Genomic DNA, 19,470 nt, shown 5'->3' with positions numbered 1-19,470 from the left:
GCCTTATTTCATTTGCTCTGGTAACCAGAGAGAAAGTTGTGGGATTAAGACAACAAGTGCTAAGAAGATAATCATTAAAATGATAAACGGTATAACGCCTTTTACCACTTCCCCAAGTTTTTCTTTTGCTATCCCACTTACCACAAAGAGATTCAATCCAACTGGTGGTGTGATCATACCTAATTCCATATTAATCGTCATAATAATGGCAAAGTGTAATAGATTGATATCGAAGTGTGCAAGAATTGGCAATAATATTGGTAAAGTGATTAAAATAATAGAGACAGCTTCTAAGAACATACCCATAATAAAGAACAAAATATTGACAATGATCATAAAAATCCACTTATTTAAATCGCTTTCAGCAATCCATGCGCCCACTTGTTGTGGTACTTGTGCATTTGTTAAATAAAGCCCAAATAACGAAGCGGCACCTATTATTAAGAAAATCATAGCGGTAATATTAATAGATTCTACTAATACTTCGCGGAAATCCTTTAGCTTCATTTCACGATAGATAAACAAGGATACAATAAGGCCATAGAAAACTGCAATCACCGCTGATTCAGTTGGTGTCACAACTCCTGAATAGATTGTTCCTAAAATTAAAAAAGGTAAAAATGCTCCCCAAATGGCTTTTAAAGATTTACGCCCACGTTCTTCCCAAGAAGCTGGTTGATCTCCATTAAATCCATTGCGTTTCGCATAAAAGATGGCAGCAATAATTAAAATTCCTGTTAAAGCTAATCCAGGAAGAACCCCAGCCATAAATAATTCACCAATTGATTGCTCCGAGGTGATACCATAAATAATTAATGGAACACTCGGTGGAATTAAAATTCCTAATGTACCACCTGCTGCAACAAGTCCCATCGAATAACGTTTTTTATAGCCTGCTGAAATCATTGCAGGGATCATAATAGAGCCAATTGCTGCTGCTGTGGCAGGTGAAGAGCCTGAAATAGCGGCAAAAATAGCACAGGCAACAATTGTAACAACTGCAAGACCACCTGGCAGGTGACCAATCCATGCACGTAAAGCTTCAATTAAATATTTTGATATCCCACCGCGCGCCATTAATACGCCAGCTAGCACGAATCCTGGGATGGCCATCATAGGGAAGGAATCTAATGCAGTAAAAATGCGCTGTGGAATCATATTCATATTAAAATCTATTTGGAAGAACACTAGAATTGTTGATAGTGCTAAGCTAATAGCAACAGGTACTCGTAGAAATAATAGCAAAAAGAAACTAAGTAAGAGGATTAGCATATTCTTCATCCTTTCCTCGTAGAATATTAACTAATCGTTCTACGAATCTTAGTAAAAATAAAATACCTGAAAGAGGTAGGACTAAATATACAATCCACATTGGAATCCCGATATCAAGTGAAACCATACCAGATGTATAGCGATTTTCCACTAAAACAAAACCATAGTACGTGTAAATTAAGCAAAAGGCGATGCTCAAGCCTGTTGCTACTAAATCTAATAGACGTTTTTTCGATGGCTTTAACTTGTCATATAGAATATCCACCTGTATATGCTGATTGTGGCGAAGAGCTAAGCCAAACCCCAAAAATGTACCCCAAATTATAGAATAGCGTGCTAATTCCTCTACCCATGCTTGTGGTTCATTGAATATGTAGCGCATAATAACCCCATAAAAAATGAGTACAACACCTGCTACGAAAAAAATTCCTGCAAGAATTTCTTCTAAGTAGCCCCATATTTTATAAACGGCCTTCATGTTTTTGCCTCCTTTATTTAAAGTTAAAAACGGATGCTTTTATTCCCACTGTAAATGTTGCAGTTTGAAGTGAGCTTCTTAGCACCCGTTTTTAAGTAAGCGATATACTAATAAAATTATTGATATTGACGATAAATCATCTACTACAGTGCAACTTCCTAACAAAGAATACCCTAGAAGTTGTTACGATTTTCTATTCCTTACATCAACTAATTGTTGGAATAGTAAGTTTTTTAAGAACTCTGTTTATTTTAAATCACGAATACCATTAATGAGTTCTTCTGTGATAACATCAGTAAACTCTTCATAAACTGGTTCCAGTTGTTTTTTGATGGCTTCTTTTTCAGCATCTGATAGCTCAATGACTTCGATGCCAGAATTTTTAATGTTTTCGAATGATTTTTCGTTTTCTTCCGCAGCTAAATCCCAAGCTAACGTTGTTGCCTCATTTAATGATTCTTCAACTGCTGTCAATAGCTCTGAAGGTATTTTTTCCCAAAATGTTTTGTTTACAAAGATGGCATAGTCTAGACGACCATGTTCAGATACGGAGAAGTACTTTTGAACTTCTTGATATTTTTGAGTATCAAAGTTATTAAATGTGTTTTCTTGTCCATCTACTGTTCCTTGTTGTAAGGCAGCATACGTTTCACCAAATGCAATTGTCGCAGAACCTGCATTTAAAGCCTTAAACTGCGATTCTAAAACTTTACCTGCTTGTGCTCTGAATTTTAGTCCTTTAAAATCGTCCACTGTCACAAGTGGGTGTTTGTTATTGGAAAAGTGTTTAAAGCCATTTTCCCAGAACACGAGACCTTTAATGTCGTTAGCTGCTAGTTGTTCAGATTCTAAAATTAATTTTGCAACATCTGAATTAAAGAACTTACGAGCATGCTCTTGATTTTCAAAAAGATATGGCATATCAACGTATTGCCAGCGAGGGTCGATTTTTACCATTTTCGTTACAGAAGGAGCAATCATATGCACATTTCCTGATACTAAGGCATCTAATTCATCGTTATCTCCATAAAGTTGCGAGGATGGATAAACCTCAACTTTCACTTTACCCTCTGTTTTTTCCTCTACTAATTTTGCAAATGCCTCGGCTGCTTTACCTTTAACACTATCAATTGAAGTTACATGCGAGAATTTAATAACAAGAGGTTTTTCTTTGGTGTAGCCACCATCTCCCTCAGCTGCTGGTGCAGAAGCTTGTTCTTTTTTGTCGCCACCACAAGCTGCAAGTACTAGTAAAAGCAAAGCCATGAATGACATGAAAAGCCATTTTTTCATTCTATATCCCCCTAAAATATATATTTATAGTTAAAAGGGCAACCTTTTAAACCCTAGTTAATGAAATTGATTTTTAGGAAGTGCCTCAATATATTTAAAACCATAATTTTCTGTATAATAGTCGTATACTGGTTTAAAGGCGTTTTCCCAATCCTCTATTTCTTCCTCCGTTAAATAATGAATTTGTATGCATTGACATGCTTCCATTTCCTGAAGTCTTTCTGCACTTAAATTCTCTGCTTGTTGCCACTCCCATTTTTGTACTTCCTCAAGAGTATCAATCAAAAGCTCCTGTACATTTTTAGGGAGGGAATTCCAAAATTCATTGTTCATTAATAACAAATAGCCTAGATAGCCATGATTACTAATAGTTAAGTAATCTTGAAGTGAATGTAGATTTTTGCTTGTAATATTAGTGAGCGTATTTTCTTGCCCATCAACATTGCCTTTTTGTAGTTGATGGAAGACCGTATTAAAATCGATTCGTCTAGGATAGGCACCGGCAATGGAAAATTGCTCGGCTAAAATATCACTTGGCATTATTCTCATGCGTAAGCCTTGTAAATCAGTTAAGTTTTGGATGGGACGAATACTATTACTTAACTGTTTAAAACCACTATCCCATATGCCCATCGAGATTAGATTGTGTTTATTTAATCTCTTCATTAATGATTGCCCAACTTCGCTTTCAACATATGTATGAACTTCTTTTGCATTTTTAAATGCATAAGGTAAATCCATGACAGACCATTCGGGTACAAACGTAGTAATTTTTGAAATGGCAGGGGCAATCATCTGAATATCTCCTCTTAAAAGAGCATTCATCTCCTCACCATCCTTGTACAGTACACCATTTGGAAAAACTTGAATCTCTACATGACCATTACTTCGTTCCTTAATAAGCTCCGCAAATTTAATTGCTGCCATTCCTTTTGGTGTGTTTTCACCAACAACATGTGAAAAACGAATGACAATTTGTTCTTCATGACTTAATTGCTCATTGTCAGTTGGATAGGTTTGCTGTTGACAGCCTATAAGGATGGTTAAAAAACATAAGTTTAAGAATAGTACTTTTATAGGGTTACGCCACATGTCAATTCACTCCTAACTGTATAAGATGTGAACGCTTTCTATTGTATTTTATACGAATAAATATTCAATATTATGGTTTTAATGAACATTTTGGTATTTATGGTATATAACAATTAGTTATATTGATAAATTGTTATAATACAAGATGATTGCTAGAGAAAAAAGAATCTGCTTACTTTTCTTTTATTAATGTGCATAGTAAAGCATCATAAAGCTATGCATAATAAGAAAAATAGCAGATTCTATATGAGTTTTTATTTTAATAACTATTTGTGCTCAACTATTTTATAGAATAATATTTCGTTGGTCGTCCAACTGTTCCATATTGTAGTTCAATGCTAACGGTTCCTTTAGTTGCTAAAAAATCTAGGTATTTTCGAACTGTGACCCTTGCCATTCCAACATTTTGGGCCAGCTGCTCGGAGGTTATAGCTACTCGATATGTTGTTAAATAATCTAATATTTGTTTCATCGTTAAATTGTTTAAGCCTTTAGGTAATTCATTTGACCCTTGTTGTATACCTAGCCAATTATCAATATCCTCTTGATTTAAGGCCGTGCAATTAGAAAACAACTTGGAGCTATTTTTATATTGCTGTAAAGCTTTTTCAAAACGTTCGAAACGAAAGGGCTTAATGAGATAATCGCTTGCACCAAATCGTAAAGCCTCTTGAACAGTCGGAGCATCCCGCGCAGCAGTTATCAGAATAATATCTGAGGGAATCCTTTCTGAACGGAGTTTTAAAAATAAATCCATACCAGTCATATCTGGTAAAAACATGTCTAGTAAAATTAAATCTGGTTTTTTCACTTTAATTTTTTCGTAAGCATCACGACCAGTGATCGATTCGCCTACAAGCTGAAAACCAACCATTTTATTTAAAAAACCTTTATTTATCTCAAGCACCATTGGATCGTCTTCTACAATAAAAACTGAAAGTATGCTCATTGTTCCTCTATCATCCCTACCTCAATAGTAATATTTGTACCGATATTGACCGTTGATTCAACTTGTATATTTCCGTTATTAGATTCTACAATTTGTTTAACAAGTGCAAGGCCAATACCATGTCCTTCCTTTTGTTTGGTAGTAAAACCATATTCGAAAATTCGATGCGGTAAACCTATTATCCCCAAGCCACTATCCTGTACTTCTATATATAGATAGTGCTTATCGCCAATTAACGTTAATCGTACATCTTTATACGTACACTCAAAGCATGCTTCCATCGCGTTATCAAGCAAATTCCCAATTATAGTTACCAAATCACCACTAGAAAAACCGCTCATAATATCGGCTAGCTTTGAATCATCATCAATGGTCAGTTCCACGCCGAGTTCTTTTGCTCGCGAGTACTTCCCAAGTAGTAAACCTTGAATCGAGTAATCAAGTATTTTATCATGTAAAATTTGTATAATTTCCTCTTCATCCGTAATTTCATCAATAATAAGACTCAGAGCTTCCTCATTACGATCTAGTTGAATTAATCCTGCAATACTATGTAAACGGTTCATATATTCGTGCTGTTGAGCTCGTAAGGAATCCACAAGCATTTTAATCCCTGTTAATTCTTCAGCTAACATATTTGCCTCTTTACGATCCGTTAACATTATAAGGTATCCAGCATTTTGATCTAAAATTCGAATAGGGAAGGTGCGTACTAAATACATCTGGTCATGTATAAGTAAAGGTCTATATATTTCATGCTGCTGTAAAATGTCTTCCGCAAGCCATGTCCCATTAAATAATTCTTTGCGGGAAATTCTTTGTTCAAAGAAATGAGTATACTGCCTTGCGAGACGGTTAATAAATGATACATTACCGCTTTCGTCAGTTGCTAATATACCGATATCCATTGCCTGTATAATGCCAGATCGTTCTTCGACTAAGCGAGCGATTTCGTATGGTTCTAAGTTAAATGTTTGACGCTTTAAGTGATTAGCCACCCAGACTGAACCACCTAATCCAATAGCTAGTCCCCAAAAAAGAGAAATCAATATATCAAATTGATATTCATCTAATAGGTTGTACCATTTTGGTGTGAGTAACCCAACTGTAATAACACCAACTTGTTGTGTACCTTCTTCATTCATTATAGGAACGAATGCACGGATGGAATAGCCAAGCACTCCCTGAGCTTTTGATATGTATTCATGCTGTGAAAAAGCTTCTATTTCGTCTCCACCCTCAAAAACTGTGCCAAGTTTGCTCTCGGAAGGGTGAGAATAGCGGATTTTCTTCATATCAATAATCACGATATAATCAACATCAGTTGTTAAACGAATTCTCTCCGCAATGGGTTGAATAACTTCAAATCCATTCGGCTTCCCAACATTATTTTGTACATCTGTCAGTTGTGAAACGGTTCTCGCGATAGCAATGGCTCGTGCTCCAAATTCTTTCTCAAATGCACCCGAAAGGTTATGGAGCATGATAGCACCACTTGTTGCTATAGAAAAAAGGACAATAATAAATGAAAAAATAAACATTTTTAGACGTAAAGATATATTTTTCATAGACATATAAAAGAGCGATAGCTATTAGCTTTCTTTTATACATTCATCACCTCAATTCTACAAAATAAGCATGTTTACCTTAAAACATACTAAAAATTCTTAGTTTATACTAAATTACCATAAATAACAAAGCTGTTGTAATACAAGATTTGTTGAAGAGTATTTTTTTTATTGTGTAGTATAACAAAACGATTGATAAATATGATTTATATTGTTGTAATGGCATACATATGCCAGAAAATTGGACTCTAATATATATATTTGAATAATAAAAAATTTTTCACTTTCAATAAATAATTTGAAATATACATTGATTGCATTGTAATTTTTTTAAATTATAATAAAAATATGGAAATAAAAGACGGAAACCAGCTTTTTGTTCATACATATAAAAGTAAAAATCTTGTAGAAAATAGTTTCAAATTTCTCTTCTGTTCTTAAAAATTCTAGCGTAATAAACTAAATAAATAGTTCTTTCTTTAGATAGATAATAGAAATTAATTTTCTAATTAAGATTTTATTCATAAACAGCATGTGAAAATATACACAAAAATAATTATTTAAGAATAATTAATATATAACGATAAAATAGAGTAGAAAAATAATAAAATCTAGTATATGTAGATTTTTTAGTTTGTAAAACTTCATTTTTCTTAGAGGCTGTAAGGTTTGTTTGATTTTAATTTTTAAGAAAAGAATGAAAAACTTTTTGGAGAAATAATATTTTTTAGAAAAACATCTTGCATTTGAATAATTCTAAGTGGTAAATTGTTTTACATGGACGTTCATAGAATTTTCACAGGTAGCAAAAGAGGGGAGAAATGAGAATTTATGAATAAAAATAGATGGTTAATTGCATTATCTGCAATCGCTATTCACCTTTCAATCGGTGGAGCCTATGCATACAGTGTATACAAGCTACCGATTGTCACAGAAATGGGATGGAGTGAAACAAAGGTAACGATTGCCTTTACCATTATGATGGGATTAGCTGGTTTCTCAGCTGCATTATTTGGTAGTTTAGTAGAAAAAATGGGACCACGTAAATCGGCGATGGTAGCAGCTGTCTTATTTGGAGCAGGACAAGCTGGTGCAGGCGTAGCCATTTCAATGGATTCTGTTGTTATGTATTGGTTAACATATGGTGTTCTTAGTGGATTAGGAATGGGGATTGGCTATATTGCACCTGTATCAACACTTGTAAAATGGTTCCCAGACCGTCGTGGTCTAGCAACAGGTATGGCCGTACTTGGTTTTGGATCGGGTGCACTGATTACAGCACCAGTCGCAGCCAACTTAATGGAGGCAGTTGGCATTTCTACAACATACTTTATTCTAGGGGCAAGTTACTTCACGTTAATGATTTTAGGGGCTTCATATATAGCACCACCTAAGCCAGGTTATATGCCTGCTAATATGAAAGCAGCTGCCAATAATGGTAAGGACGTAGTGAAGAAAGATTTAGCTGTTATGTCAGCACGAGAAGCTGTTAAAACAAAGCACTTCTGGATGCTTTGGTCAATGCATTTAGTTAATGTAACAGCAGGGATTATGATGATTTCTGTTGCTTCACCAATGGCACAGGAAATTGTTGGTCTATCAGTTGCAGGTGCTGCCGCAATGGTAGGAATTATGGGGTTATTTAATGGTGGTGGCCGTTTAATCTGGGCCGCTGTGTCTGATTATATCGGTCGTTCTAACGTTTTCGTTATTTTCTTTACAGCACAGCTAATCACATTTATCGTTTTACCACATACAACTAACGTAATTATTTTCCAAGCACTTATCTTCTTAGTTGTTAGTTGCTATGGTGGTGGGTTCTCAAATCTACCTGCATTTGCAAGTGATTTATTTGGCACAAAGCAGCTTGGTGTGATTCATGGTTATTTATTAACAACGTGGTCATTGGGTGGAGTATTTGGACCGTTGTTAGTAAGTGCAATCAAAAATGCGTATGGAAGCTATATTCCTGTATTCTATGTATTCGCAGGTTTAATCGCAGCTTCGTTGATTATTTCCTTAACGTTACGTGCAGATGTACGTAAGCAAACAGCTTTAAAAGCAGCGCAAAATGTTGGAGATGTATCTGCTACACAATAATATGAACTTTCAAATTACTATATAGGTGTCATTTCGTGGATGGCACTTATATAGTTATTTTTTTGAAGCGATTGTTATATAACAATTGTAATTTCTTTGTTTAATGTATAACAGCACATGTCTGATGTCAATAACATTACTGGAAATAAAGTGATTTCGTTATTAAAAGAGAAATTTTGTAACGAAATGCACAATGAGGAACAAACCGTTAAAAATTGAATCTTTTCTCAAAGATCAACGTATATAAAGTAATTAGGGAGGGATCAATCATGGGGAAATTTTCTTTAGATGAATTTGTTCATAAAACACAGCAGGACGATAATGAGAATGATTATTTTGAATTGGAAACTGAACGCGTATTAGAGGTTAATCTAAACGGTGAAGTGTGGTCAAAAATGGGCGCTATGATTTCCTATACAGGTGATATTAAATTTGAACGTGAGCGCGTCTTGGAGCATGGTCTTGGCAAAATGTTTAAAAAGGCTTTAACGGGTGAAGGTACGCAATTGATGAAAGCTAGCGGAAAGGGCAGACTCTACTTAGCGGATCAAGGAAAGAAAGTAACTGTTTTTGATTTGAAAAACGACAGTATTTGTGTCAATGGCAATGATTTACTTGCCTTTGAGCCTAGCATCGAATGGGATATACGTTTGATGCGTAAAATGGCTGGCATCATGTCAGGTGGTTTATTTAATGTAACCCTTCAAGGAACAGGGAAGGTTGCGATTACAACTCATTTTGAACCACTGACATTATTAGTGAAGCCAGGTGAAACAGTATATACTGATCCGCATGCTACTGTCGCATGGTCAGGCAACTTAACACCTGAATTTAAAACAGATATTAGCTTCCGTACATTTATCGGCCGAGGCAGTGGAGAATCCATCCAGATGGCGTTTTCTGGTGAGGGCTTTGTTATTATCCAACCATTTGAAGAAGTTTATATGTCTAGTGAAAGCTAAAAAAGCGCGTCCGTTTTCTACGGACACGCTTTTTCTTCTATTATAATGCCGCATGCATTCCTGCAATACGTCCCGTTACGAGGGCTGAAGTGATGTTATAGCCGCCTGTATAGCCATGAATATCAAGAATTTCTCCACAAAAGAACAGTCCTTCTTTTTTCTTTGAGGCCATTGTTTTTGGCTCGATTTCTTTTACAGAGACACCGCCACCTGTTACAAACGCCTTATCGAGTGACTGTGTGCCACTCACTGTTAAGGTGAAGTTTACTAGTAAACGTGCTAGCTGACGAATTTTCTCTTGGGATAATTCAGCGCCCGTCAATTGAACATCAATATGTGCTCGCTCACATAAGAACAAGAGCCATCGTTCAGGTGCTATGCCTTTCCAAACATTTTTCACAGCCTTTTTCGGATCTTCTTTTATTAATTTATTTAAATATTGTAGACATGTTTCTTCATTATAATGTACCAGTGTTTGAATACGCATTGTCACGGGCTCATAGCCTGTTTTCATTAATTCTTTCACAACGAATTGACTACAACGCAAAATAGCAGGACCACTTAAACCAAAATGGGTAAAGAGCATATCCATTTGATGGGTGACGAGTGTCTTGCCTTTTTTATTTAGCACGGAGACAGCAACATCACGCAATGCTAGTCCTTGTAGCTCACGTGCTTGAATAAAATCTTCTTTTGAAATAACAGGGACTTCTGTTGGGAATAAGGTAGTGATTGTATGACCCGCACGTTCAGCCCAAGGATAGCCATCACCTGTTGAGCCTGTTTGTGGAACCGCCTTGCCCCCAACGGCTACAACGACTGCTTGACTACGGACTTCTGTGCCATCAGCAAGACGTACACCCAAAATTTTATCTTCATCCATTAGAAGCTTACTGACAGCTGTGTGTAAACGAACTTCAATATGAAGACGTTGTAGCTGTCTAATCAGCGCATCAACGACATCTTGTGCACGATTGGATACAGGGAACATTCTACCGTGGTCCTCTTCCTTTAGGGCGACACCAAGTCCTTCAAAAAATGCAATTATATCTTCATTATTATAAACGGTAAATGGACTATAGAGAAAACGGCCATTACCGGGTATATGTTTCACAATTTCTTCAACAGGCAAACGATTTGTAACATTACAGCGTCCTCCGCCAGAAATGGCCAATTTCTTGCCTAGTTTTGTGCCTTTTTCTAACAATAACACCTTCTTTTTGCGCTCTCCAGCAGCAATCGCCGCCATTAATCCAGATGGGCCACCACCAATCACGATTACATCATACATAGTTAGAAACTCACTTTCTGTTCAAATTAGGAATCTTTCCTATTATACATGAAGTCTATATAGAGAGGGGCTTTCTTTGACATTGAAAATAATAGAAAAGTGTTTTATAATTCTTTATCTCTTCTTTTGGGATGAAGAGCTTATACAGTAGAATGAAACACAATATTCTTTGTTATACAATTGGATGAATGAAAGTTTTCCTTTATTAGCATTGTCAGCATGAAATGAATGTCTTTTCGTGCTATTATGGTAAAGGTTATGCACTAAATTATGAGGTGAAAAATAGAATGTGCGGATTTATAGGTTATATTAATGGAACAAATGTGATTGATCATCATCAGACGATAGAAAATATGATGAATACAATTATTCACCGTGGACCAGATAGCGGTGGTATTCATAGTGACGATAAAGTGACGTTGGGTTTCCGTCGATTAAGTATTATTGACTTATCAGACGTAGCAAATCAACCATTATATAGTGCAGATGGCAATATTGTGCTTGTATTTAATGGAGAAATATTTAACTTCCAAGAGCTGCGTGCAGATCTTATTGAAAAAGGTCATACGTTTAAAACGCAGTCAGATAGTGAAGTCATTATTTATGGCTATGTAGAATATGGCGTAGATTTTGTGAAGAAACTGCGTGGGATGTTTGCCTTCTGTATTTGGGATAAAAAGAATGATTTACAATTCATTGCGCGCGATGGCTTTGGAATCAAACCATTGTATTACTCTGAGCATACAACTGACGGTACGTTTATCTTTGGTTCTGAGATTAAATCGTTTTTACCACACCCATCATTTATTAAAGAGTTAAATAAACAGGCACTTCGCCCTTATTTAACATTCCAGTATTCATCTATGGATGAAACATTCTTTAAAGGTGTCTTTAAATTACCACCAGCACACTATATGCTAATTCAAAATGGACAAAAGCAAATCGTGCAATATTGGGATAAAAAATTCCATGCAAAAGAAGCACCAATCGAAAAATATATTGAAGAAATTCGTTCAACTGTTAAAGAATCTGTAGAGGCTCATCAAATCAGTGATGTAAAAGTTGGTTCATTCTTATCGGGTGGTATTGACTCTAGTTATATTACGTCCTTATTACGCCCAGATAAATCCTTCTCAGTCGGGTTTGCGGACTATGAAGATATGTTCAATGAGACAAATCTTGCAAAAGATTTATCGGATACGTTGAATATTCAAAATGAACGTAGATACATTACAGCAGATGAGTGCTTTGAAGCGCTACCTAAAATTCAATGGCATATGGATGAACCACAATCCAATCCATCTTCAGTGCCACTTTACTTCCTTTCGGAGCTTGCTTCAAAGGATGTAACGGTTGTCCTATCAGGTGAAGGTGCTGATGAAATTTTTGGTGGGTATGCTTGGTATCAAAACTCAGGAAGAATGCAAAAATACGAAAAATTACCATTAGGTCTTCGTAAAACATTACGTGGGATGGCAGAAGCTCTACCGAAAAATCAATACACGAATTTCCTTATTAAAGGTGCTCAAACAGTAGAAGAGCGCTTTATTGGAGAAGCGGTAGTGTGGGATGAAGTAGATGCTATTAATGTTTTAAAGCCAGCTTATAAAAATGCCCCATCTGTAAAATCGATTACAAAACGTATTTATGATGAAGTGCCTGGCGATGATGATGTGACAAAAATGCAGTATCTAGATCTAAATCTTTGGATGCCTGGTGATATTTTATTGAAGGCAGATAAAATGAGTATGGCACACTCGATTGAATTACGTGTACCATTTTTAGATAAGGAAGTAATGGAGTTAGCGAAAAATATTCCTTCAAGATACCGTGTGAATGATATCGATACAAAATATGTTTTACGTCAAGCTGCACATCAGGAATTGCCAGAAGAATGGGCAAAGCGTCCGAAACTTGGATTCCCAGTGCCAATTCGTCACTGGTTACGTGAAGAAAAGTATTACAGTATGGTAAAAGAAATGTTTACAACTGACTTTGCAAATGAATTTTTTGATACAAAACAATTAGTTGGCTATCTAGATGAGCACTACGAAGGGAAAGCAAATCGTGGTCGTTATATTTGGACAGTTTATGTATTCCTAGTATGGTATAAAAAGTTCTTTGTGGACATGGTATAAGAAATACCTTAATCGGTGGGGATGTTCAATTCCTCACCGATTATTTTAAGGCCTTTTTTCTTCAAGTTTCTTTATGAATGAACTTTTTGGTGTTTTTATGCGTCTCATTTCCTATAAATGTGGTAAGATTACAATTGGTTTACTTAAATCATTTACAAGGTGACAGCGTTTGCATGTCGTGTATGAGTAAGGAAAATGTTTTATAAGAGCCATTAAAGTGTTACGATAATAATATTGATTTTACAATGAATGGATGGGTATGATGTCCAATTTAATGAAAGGTACTGCGATATTAACAATGGGGATGTTTTTATCGAAGGTACTCGGATTAATTTATATTTTTCCGTTTTATGCAATTGTTGGCGAGAAGAACATTGCGCTTTACCAATATGCATATATTCCCTATTCAATTATGCTGGCAATCGCCATTTCAGGTGCACCAATAGCCGTCTCTAAATTTGTATCCAAATATAATGCCATGGGGGATTATCAATCGGGTCGCAAGCTGATGAAATCTGGCATTCTTATTATGATGATGACTGGCTTTGCAGCATTTATTGCCCTCTTTCTACTTGCTACGCCAATAGCAGGGCTAGTTATTAAGAGTGAGGAACAAGTCTTTACAGTCGAACAAATTGCTTCAGTAATACGATGGGTTAGTTTTGCCTTAATCGTAGTACCATTTATGAGTCTATGGCGTGGCTTCTTCCAAGGCTACGACAAAATGGAGCCTACTGCCGTTTCACAATTGGTGGAACAAATTGTGCGAATTGTTGTGTTACTTGGTGGATCGTTCCTAGTGGTTATTGTGTTTAAAGGAAAACCAGAGACAGCCATCTCCTTTGCTGTGTTTGCTGCATTTATCGGGGCAATCGGAGGATTAGGTGTTCTTTATTATTACTGGAAAAAGTATCAGCCTGAATTTAACTTATTACGTAGCCAAAGTGTGACTTCCACACAGTTACCAATGTCCAATATTTATAAAGAAGTGATTACCTATTCCATCCCAATGGTGTTTGTAGGGGTGGCCAATCCGTTATTCCAATTAGTCGACATGCTTACGTTTAATGGAGCAATGACGTCCATTGGTTTAGCAGAAGTAACAGATACTTATTTATCGATGATTAACTTTATGACACATAAAGTTGTTATCATCCCTGTTATGCTAGCGACTGGATTTTCGATGGCGCTTGTACCAACAATTACAAAGTATTTTACACAGGGGGAGTATTTAGCGCTCCGCCATGCAATGGATAAGACCTATCAAATTTTAATCTTTATTACATTGCCAGCTGTGGTTGGTATTTCTCTATTAGCCAATGAAATTTATTTTATGCTTTATTCAGAAAGCGAAATGGGAGCAACGATTTTAGCGCATTATGCACCTGTTGCTATTTTATTTGCGTTATTTCAAGTCACAGCAGCACTACTTCAAGGAATTGATTTTCAAAAGTGGATTGTTTTCAGCTTATTATCTGGAATTTTCGTAAAGCTAGCATTAAATATTCCTTTAATTCGCTGGTTAGAGGCAGATGGTGCAATAGTAGCTACAGCTATTGGCTATAGTGTTTCGATTATCATTAATATGCTTGTGTTACGAAAAACGTTGAATTATCGATCAGAAATGGTTGTGCGTCGTGTCATGCTAATTGCTTTATTGACAATGGCGATGGCCATTAGCGTGCTGATGGTGCATAAATTATTGGAATTACTAATGGGACCAGTTGATAGTAAATTCTCAGCATTACTATTCTCAATTATTTGTGCGGGTGTTGGTGCGGCTGTTTATGGCTTTTTATCATTACGCCTAGGTTTAGCCCAAAAGCTATTAGGTGAACGATTAACCCGTATTATGAGTAAACTGGGATTGAAATAGGAGTGGAACGATGCGTTTAGATAAATTACTAGCAAATATGGGGTACGGTTCTCGTAAGGAAGTGAAGCAGTTATTAAAGCAAAAAGCTGTCACAGTAGATGGTGCTTATGTCAAGGATGCAGCTTTACATGTAGACCCAGAACAGCAAATTGTTTCAGTGTTTGGAGAGCGCGTTGTTTATACAGAATTTGTTTATTTTATAATGAATAAACCGCCTGGTGTTATTTCTGCCACTGAGGATTTAAGAGATGAAACAGTAATTGATTTATTAGAGCCATTACACCAGCATTTTCAACCGTTTCCTGTTGGTCGATTAGATAAAGATACAGAAGGGTTGCTCTTATTAACAAACGATGGTCAATTAGCTCATAATTTATTGTCTCCAAAAAAGCATGTGCCAAAAGTTTATTACGCACAGATTGAAGGCGTTGTGACAGAAGAAGATGCCGAGAAATTTGCAAATGGTGTTGAACTAGATGATGGCTATGTTACAAAGCCTGGAAAGCTTGTGATTCTAAAGTCTGCACAGCAATCGGAAATAGAGCTAACGATTCAAGAAGGCAAGTTTCATCAGGTAAAGCGAATGTTTGAGGCTGTAGGAAAACGTGTAACATATTTAAAGCGTATTTCTATGGGAAGCCTGATATTAGATGAAAATCTAGCGTTAGGTGAATATCGTGAGCTCACTACAGAAGAGCTAAACGGTTTACAAAACAATCATTAAACATATTATTCCTCGATGCCTCACATAGCATCGGGGATTTTTATATACAGTAATATGACTGTAACTGTATAATATGAAATGAGTTATTGTGATATAGTCATAGAATGTATCATATTTTGAAATGTTTCCCAAAAGACGATGGTATAAATAAGTAGAGGACAATTAAATGAAGAACCTGCGTATTAAATTATTACTATCTTTAATAGCATTTGCACTCATACTTGTTGCTGTTATTTCATATGTGAACCGACAAATACTGGTAACAGAGATAGAAAAACAAGTGAGCATGAATAAAATATTAATTGAAAATCATATTTTGACAGATATGCAAACTGTTGATAATGCCCATTTTTATTTTGATAATACTATTTCAGACAAAATGGAACAGGAGCTTAGACAGTTAAAAAACTATTACCATGAAAACCCTAATGTAGCTACTTGGGATTTGCAGCAAATGAAAAAGAAACATGGTATGGATATTTACATAGTAGATCAATCCAATACAGTGGTTTACACGACTTTTGCCAAAGATATTGGCTTGGATTTCTCGCTTTGTTGTCAACGTTTTTCTGCTTTATTGGATGAACGGCGCGCTAGTGGCGAATTTTTTACAGATGGCATTGATATTTCAACATCAACAGGAGAATATCGAAAATTTGGCTATCTGGCAACACATGATAAGAAATATTTGCTTGAGTTAGGTATAGACCTACTAAATGATCCTGTCTTCCAAACCTTTAATTTTGAGAAAACTGCACAGTACTTAATTGGTAAATATATTGATTTAGTGGATGTGCAAGCTATTAATGCAGGTGGCGTTTTCTTTAATGATTCGAGATCGAAGAAAATCACTGTACAGGAGCAATCTAAGAAATTTCAAGAATACTTCGAGCTAGCAAAGAAAACAATGGAGCCAGTTGAGTATGAAAAGGCTTTAGACAATGGTTATATAGAAACACATCGTTTTCTGCCCTATGAAGCAGAGACAGTGAGAGGGGAGTCATCCAAAAGAATTGTCTATGTGAAATTTATTAATTTCACTAAAATGGAAGCTCTTAAAAAAAATACGAAACAATTTTGGTTTTTACTGTCTATCGCCCTACTAACATCCTTTATTATGCTGTTAGTTATTAATAAAATTTTATCTAAAACAATACACCTAGCTACCTTCGATCCGTTAACAGGTGTTTATAACCGTGCTACATATATTAGAAAAATTGATAATTTATTAAGAAAAAGAAAAATGAATGTGCCAGGTTTATTGTTAATTGATTTAGATAACTTTAAACAAGTAAACGATCAATTTGGTCATGTAGAAGGAGATCATATCCTCATTGAAACAGCGAAAATTTTAAAGCATGTTGTGAAACAAAGTGGCTTTGTCGTACGCTTCGGTGGGGATGAATTTGCCATTGTTTTATACGATACAACAGAGGAACAGATGCAGCACATGGCAGAGGACATCTTGACTCAAATAAGATCAGTTAGATATGATGGCCAAGTGAGCGAGAAATGGTCTGTGTTGTCTGTGAGCATGGGCGGAGCCATTTATAATCATGCTGAGGATACAGAAATGAGCTTATTTGAACGGGCCGATAAAGCGCTTTATCAATCCAAAAATGCTGGTAAGGATCAATATTCTAGTTATGCAGAGGTCGCTGCTGACGAGGGTTATAATAGTTAAAAAAACGCCCCATTCTATCGATAGCATAATTAGCTATTTTGATAGCAATGGGGCGTTTATTAATGAGCTGCTATTTTTGTTCTATAAAAGATACAACTACATAAAACAAGAACAGCGATGACTGGAAACATAGCGTTCATATAATGAGTCAAGAGCCATCCGCCTATTATTGGGCCAATAAAGCCACCTAAATTTTTAAATTGTGCAGCACCTAAATAGGTTGCCTTTTGAGTATCTGGTGCAATTTCATCAATCATGACATTCATTGTAGGGAAGGCAAAGATTTCACCTATGGTAAAAATAATCATGGCAATGATATAGAGCGTATAATTATTGGAGAATCCAAACATACATAATCCAATAGCAAAGAACAGTACACCTACTAATAATGTTGCTGTAGATGAAAAGCGCTCTGATACTATACTAATAGGTAATTGTAGTAATAACACAACTGCTGCATTGAGAGAGATTAATAACGAATAAAGTTTCGCACCTTCATCAATCTTTAATTCGATAATTTGAGGTAGCGTTGAGTCAAATTGCGAGTACCCAATATTGATTAAAATGGCTCCCAATATGAAGCTAAGCAGCACACGATTTGTCAAAAGAATCGTGAATGTACTGAGTATTTTTGTTTGTGTAACAGCTTTGGGTTGCTGCATTTGATAGCGATTTAACACAAAAAATAAAAACACTGCGTAAATAATATACATCATCCCTGTCAGCATAAAAGGGATACTTGGACTGGATAGCTGTGAGATATACACGCCAATAATAGGACCAATAACCGCTGCAATATTTATGGCCGTATAACGTAAGGAAAATAGTCTTTTTCGTTTATCGGCAGGTGTAAAATCAATCATCAATGCCTGTGTGGAAGGTTCAAAAAATGATCGACAAAGTCCATTTAAAGCATTGAATAGGATAAAAAGCCAAACAGCATGAACCGTTGCGAAGCCAAAGAACACAAGACTCCAAACGATAATTGTTAATAGAATAACGCTTTTTCTACCAAAGCGATCTGTTAAATAACCCCCGAAAAATCCACCTACTGTGGAAATGAGCGGCGCGATACCGATTGTCAATCCAATTTGTAAGGGAGAGGCTTGAATTTCATTATGTAAATAAATAGCTAAAAAAGGCATTGCCATAAAGCTTGCAATACGTGTAAAAATTGTCCCACCTAAAATAATCCAAACTAATGGATGAAACAACTTTGACAAAGTCATATAAAATCCTCCTCTCAACATTTAGAATGTTTCGAGTTTAACGGATTGTTAAGCAACTGTAAATAGTTAAAATAATCTTGAAAGAGAACAGAGCAGCTAATGGCGCGCAGATTTATGCTACTATGCTAAAATGTGTAGCTCAGATTGAAGGGTAAAGGAGCGATGTAAATAATCACTTTATAAATCATCAATTTACGGAGAAGTCAGTAAGCAAAGTGGGCAAAAAATCTAATAATCTTCTTACGACAAAAAAGAATGACCCCGACGAAAGGTCATTCTTTTTCCATACATAATGCTTTACGTACAAAACGTAAAACTAAGACGTTAATTTTACTTTTTTCTTCGTCGTTGTCCATCTGCCTCGACTTGGACTCGTCACCAAATCGTTAAAGGCTAACACGTTCAAATCTCTTTGAACGGTGCGAGGAGTGATACTAAACTCTTCGACTAAATCCTGTGTAGACACGGTTCCTTTGTCTAAAATAAACATGTACACGTCTTTAATACGATTAAGCATTCGATCAGTAGTTGGTTTCATTAAATGAACCACTCCTTCATCTTAATTCTCTTGGCAAAGACTAGCGGACGACAATATGTGCGGAGTGCACTTAGGCTAATAAGTAGCTGCCTTAGACATCCCCTTTTCTAATTTTATAGTCAGAACAATTATTCTGATAACTTTATTATATAGAAAAACTACTTAATTTTCTAGTGAATGCAAGAGAAATTTACAATTAATATATAAAATTTATACTGTATTTTGTGGGAATACGTGAAAAACGTGCTATATATGGTAGTGACAGTAGAAGTTACT

At 35.8% G+C, this 19,470-nt stretch carries 15 protein-coding genes; 6 read left to right on the top strand and 9 right to left on the bottom strand.

The window, feature by feature from the left end:
* Positions 1–3 precede the first annotated feature (3 nt).
* From PSR12_RS17590 to PSR12_RS17565, 6 genes are all read right to left on the bottom strand, one after another.
* Positions 4–1,272, bottom strand: a complete 1,269-nt coding sequence (locus PSR12_RS17590) for a TRAP transporter large permease (RefSeq protein ID WP_004226042.1) — start codon at positions 1,270–1,272, stop codon at positions 4–6.
* Positions 1,253–1,750, bottom strand: a complete 498-nt coding sequence (locus PSR12_RS17585; protein WP_048391136.1) for a TRAP transporter small permease — start codon at positions 1,748–1,750, stop codon at positions 1,253–1,255. The genes PSR12_RS17590 and PSR12_RS17585 overlap by 20 nt, the downstream gene beginning before the upstream one ends.
* 246 nt (positions 1,751–1,996) lie before the next feature.
* Positions 1,997–3,043 (bottom strand): DctP family TRAP transporter solute-binding subunit, encoded by a 1,047-nt coding sequence (locus PSR12_RS17580; RefSeq protein WP_221681037.1) that lies wholly within the window; start codon positions 3,041–3,043, stop codon positions 1,997–1,999.
* Positions 3,044–3,100: 57 nt separating this feature from the next.
* A complete protein-coding gene (locus tag PSR12_RS17575; RefSeq protein WP_221681036.1) occupies positions 3,101–4,135 on the bottom strand; it encodes a DctP family TRAP transporter solute-binding subunit in 1,035 nt (344 codons plus the stop codon).
* 280 nt (positions 4,136–4,415) lie between these two features.
* Positions 4,416–5,084, bottom strand: a complete 669-nt coding sequence (locus tag PSR12_RS17570) for a response regulator (RefSeq protein WP_257520371.1) — start codon at positions 5,082–5,084, stop codon at positions 4,416–4,418.
* Entirely contained in the window at positions 5,081–6,568 is a 1,488-nt protein-coding gene (locus PSR12_RS17565) for an ATP-binding protein (RefSeq protein ID WP_221681034.1), read from the bottom strand. The genes PSR12_RS17570 and PSR12_RS17565 overlap by 4 nt, the downstream gene beginning before the upstream one ends.
* A gap of 915 nt (positions 6,569–7,483) precedes the next feature.
* On the opposite strand from PSR12_RS17565, the gene PSR12_RS17560 reads away from it, so the two are divergent.
* Both PSR12_RS17560 and PSR12_RS17555 read left to right on the top strand, forming a co-directional pair.
* Positions 7,484–8,752, top strand: a complete 1,269-nt coding sequence (locus PSR12_RS17560; protein ID WP_004226054.1) for an L-lactate MFS transporter — start codon at positions 7,484–7,486, stop codon at positions 8,750–8,752.
* Between the two features lie 269 nt (positions 8,753–9,021).
* A complete protein-coding gene (locus PSR12_RS17555; protein ID WP_036118779.1) occupies positions 9,022–9,714 on the top strand; it encodes an AIM24 family protein in 693 nt (230 codons plus the stop codon).
* Positions 9,715–9,754: 40 nt separating this feature from the next.
* On the opposite strand, the gene PSR12_RS17550 is transcribed toward PSR12_RS17555, so the two are convergent.
* Entirely contained in the window at positions 9,755–11,005 is a 1,251-nt protein-coding gene (locus PSR12_RS17550) for a BaiN/RdsA family NAD(P)/FAD-dependent oxidoreductase (protein ID WP_048393473.1), read from the bottom strand.
* A 287-nt stretch (positions 11,006–11,292) separates the two neighbouring features.
* Between PSR12_RS17550 and asnB the strand changes: the two genes are divergently transcribed.
* The 4 genes from asnB to PSR12_RS17530 all read left to right on the top strand — a co-directional run bounded on the left by asnB (position 11,293) and on the right by PSR12_RS17530 (position 17,427).
* Positions 11,293–13,143 (top strand): asparagine synthase (glutamine-hydrolyzing), encoded by a 1,851-nt coding sequence (gene asnB / locus PSR12_RS17545; RefSeq protein ID WP_131521294.1) that lies wholly within the window; start codon positions 11,293–11,295, stop codon positions 13,141–13,143.
* A gap of 262 nt (positions 13,144–13,405) precedes the next feature.
* Positions 13,406–15,019 (top strand): putative polysaccharide biosynthesis protein, encoded by a 1,614-nt coding sequence (locus PSR12_RS17540; protein ID WP_221681031.1) that lies wholly within the window; start codon positions 13,406–13,408, stop codon positions 15,017–15,019.
* A gap of 10 nt (positions 15,020–15,029) precedes the next feature.
* Positions 15,030–15,743, top strand: coding sequence for a pseudouridine synthase (locus PSR12_RS17535; protein WP_221681030.1), 714 nt, complete (start codon positions 15,030–15,032; stop codon positions 15,741–15,743).
* A gap of 166 nt (positions 15,744–15,909) precedes the next feature.
* Positions 15,910–17,427, top strand: a complete 1,518-nt coding sequence (locus PSR12_RS17530) for a diguanylate cyclase (RefSeq protein WP_274769956.1) — start codon at positions 15,910–15,912, stop codon at positions 17,425–17,427.
* Between the two features lie 59 nt (positions 17,428–17,486).
* On the opposite strand, the gene PSR12_RS17525 is transcribed toward PSR12_RS17530, so the two are convergent.
* Both PSR12_RS17525 and PSR12_RS17520 read right to left on the bottom strand, forming a co-directional pair.
* Positions 17,487–18,656, bottom strand: a complete 1,170-nt coding sequence (locus PSR12_RS17525; protein ID WP_004226066.1) for an MDR family MFS transporter — start codon at positions 18,654–18,656, stop codon at positions 17,487–17,489.
* A gap of 316 nt (positions 18,657–18,972) precedes the next feature.
* Positions 18,973–19,194 (bottom strand): DeoR family transcriptional regulator, encoded by a 222-nt coding sequence (locus tag PSR12_RS17520; protein ID WP_004226074.1) that lies wholly within the window; start codon positions 19,192–19,194, stop codon positions 18,973–18,975.
* Positions 19,195–19,470: the final 276 nt, after the last annotated feature.

Origin of the sequence: Lysinibacillus sp. G01H (assembly GCF_028872195.1) — a bacterium.
Lineage (GTDB): Bacteria > Bacillota > Bacilli > Bacillales_A > Planococcaceae > Lysinibacillus > Lysinibacillus capsici.
Note: the sequence above shows the minus strand (reverse complement) of the source record. Positions and strands in the feature narration are given on the sequence as shown.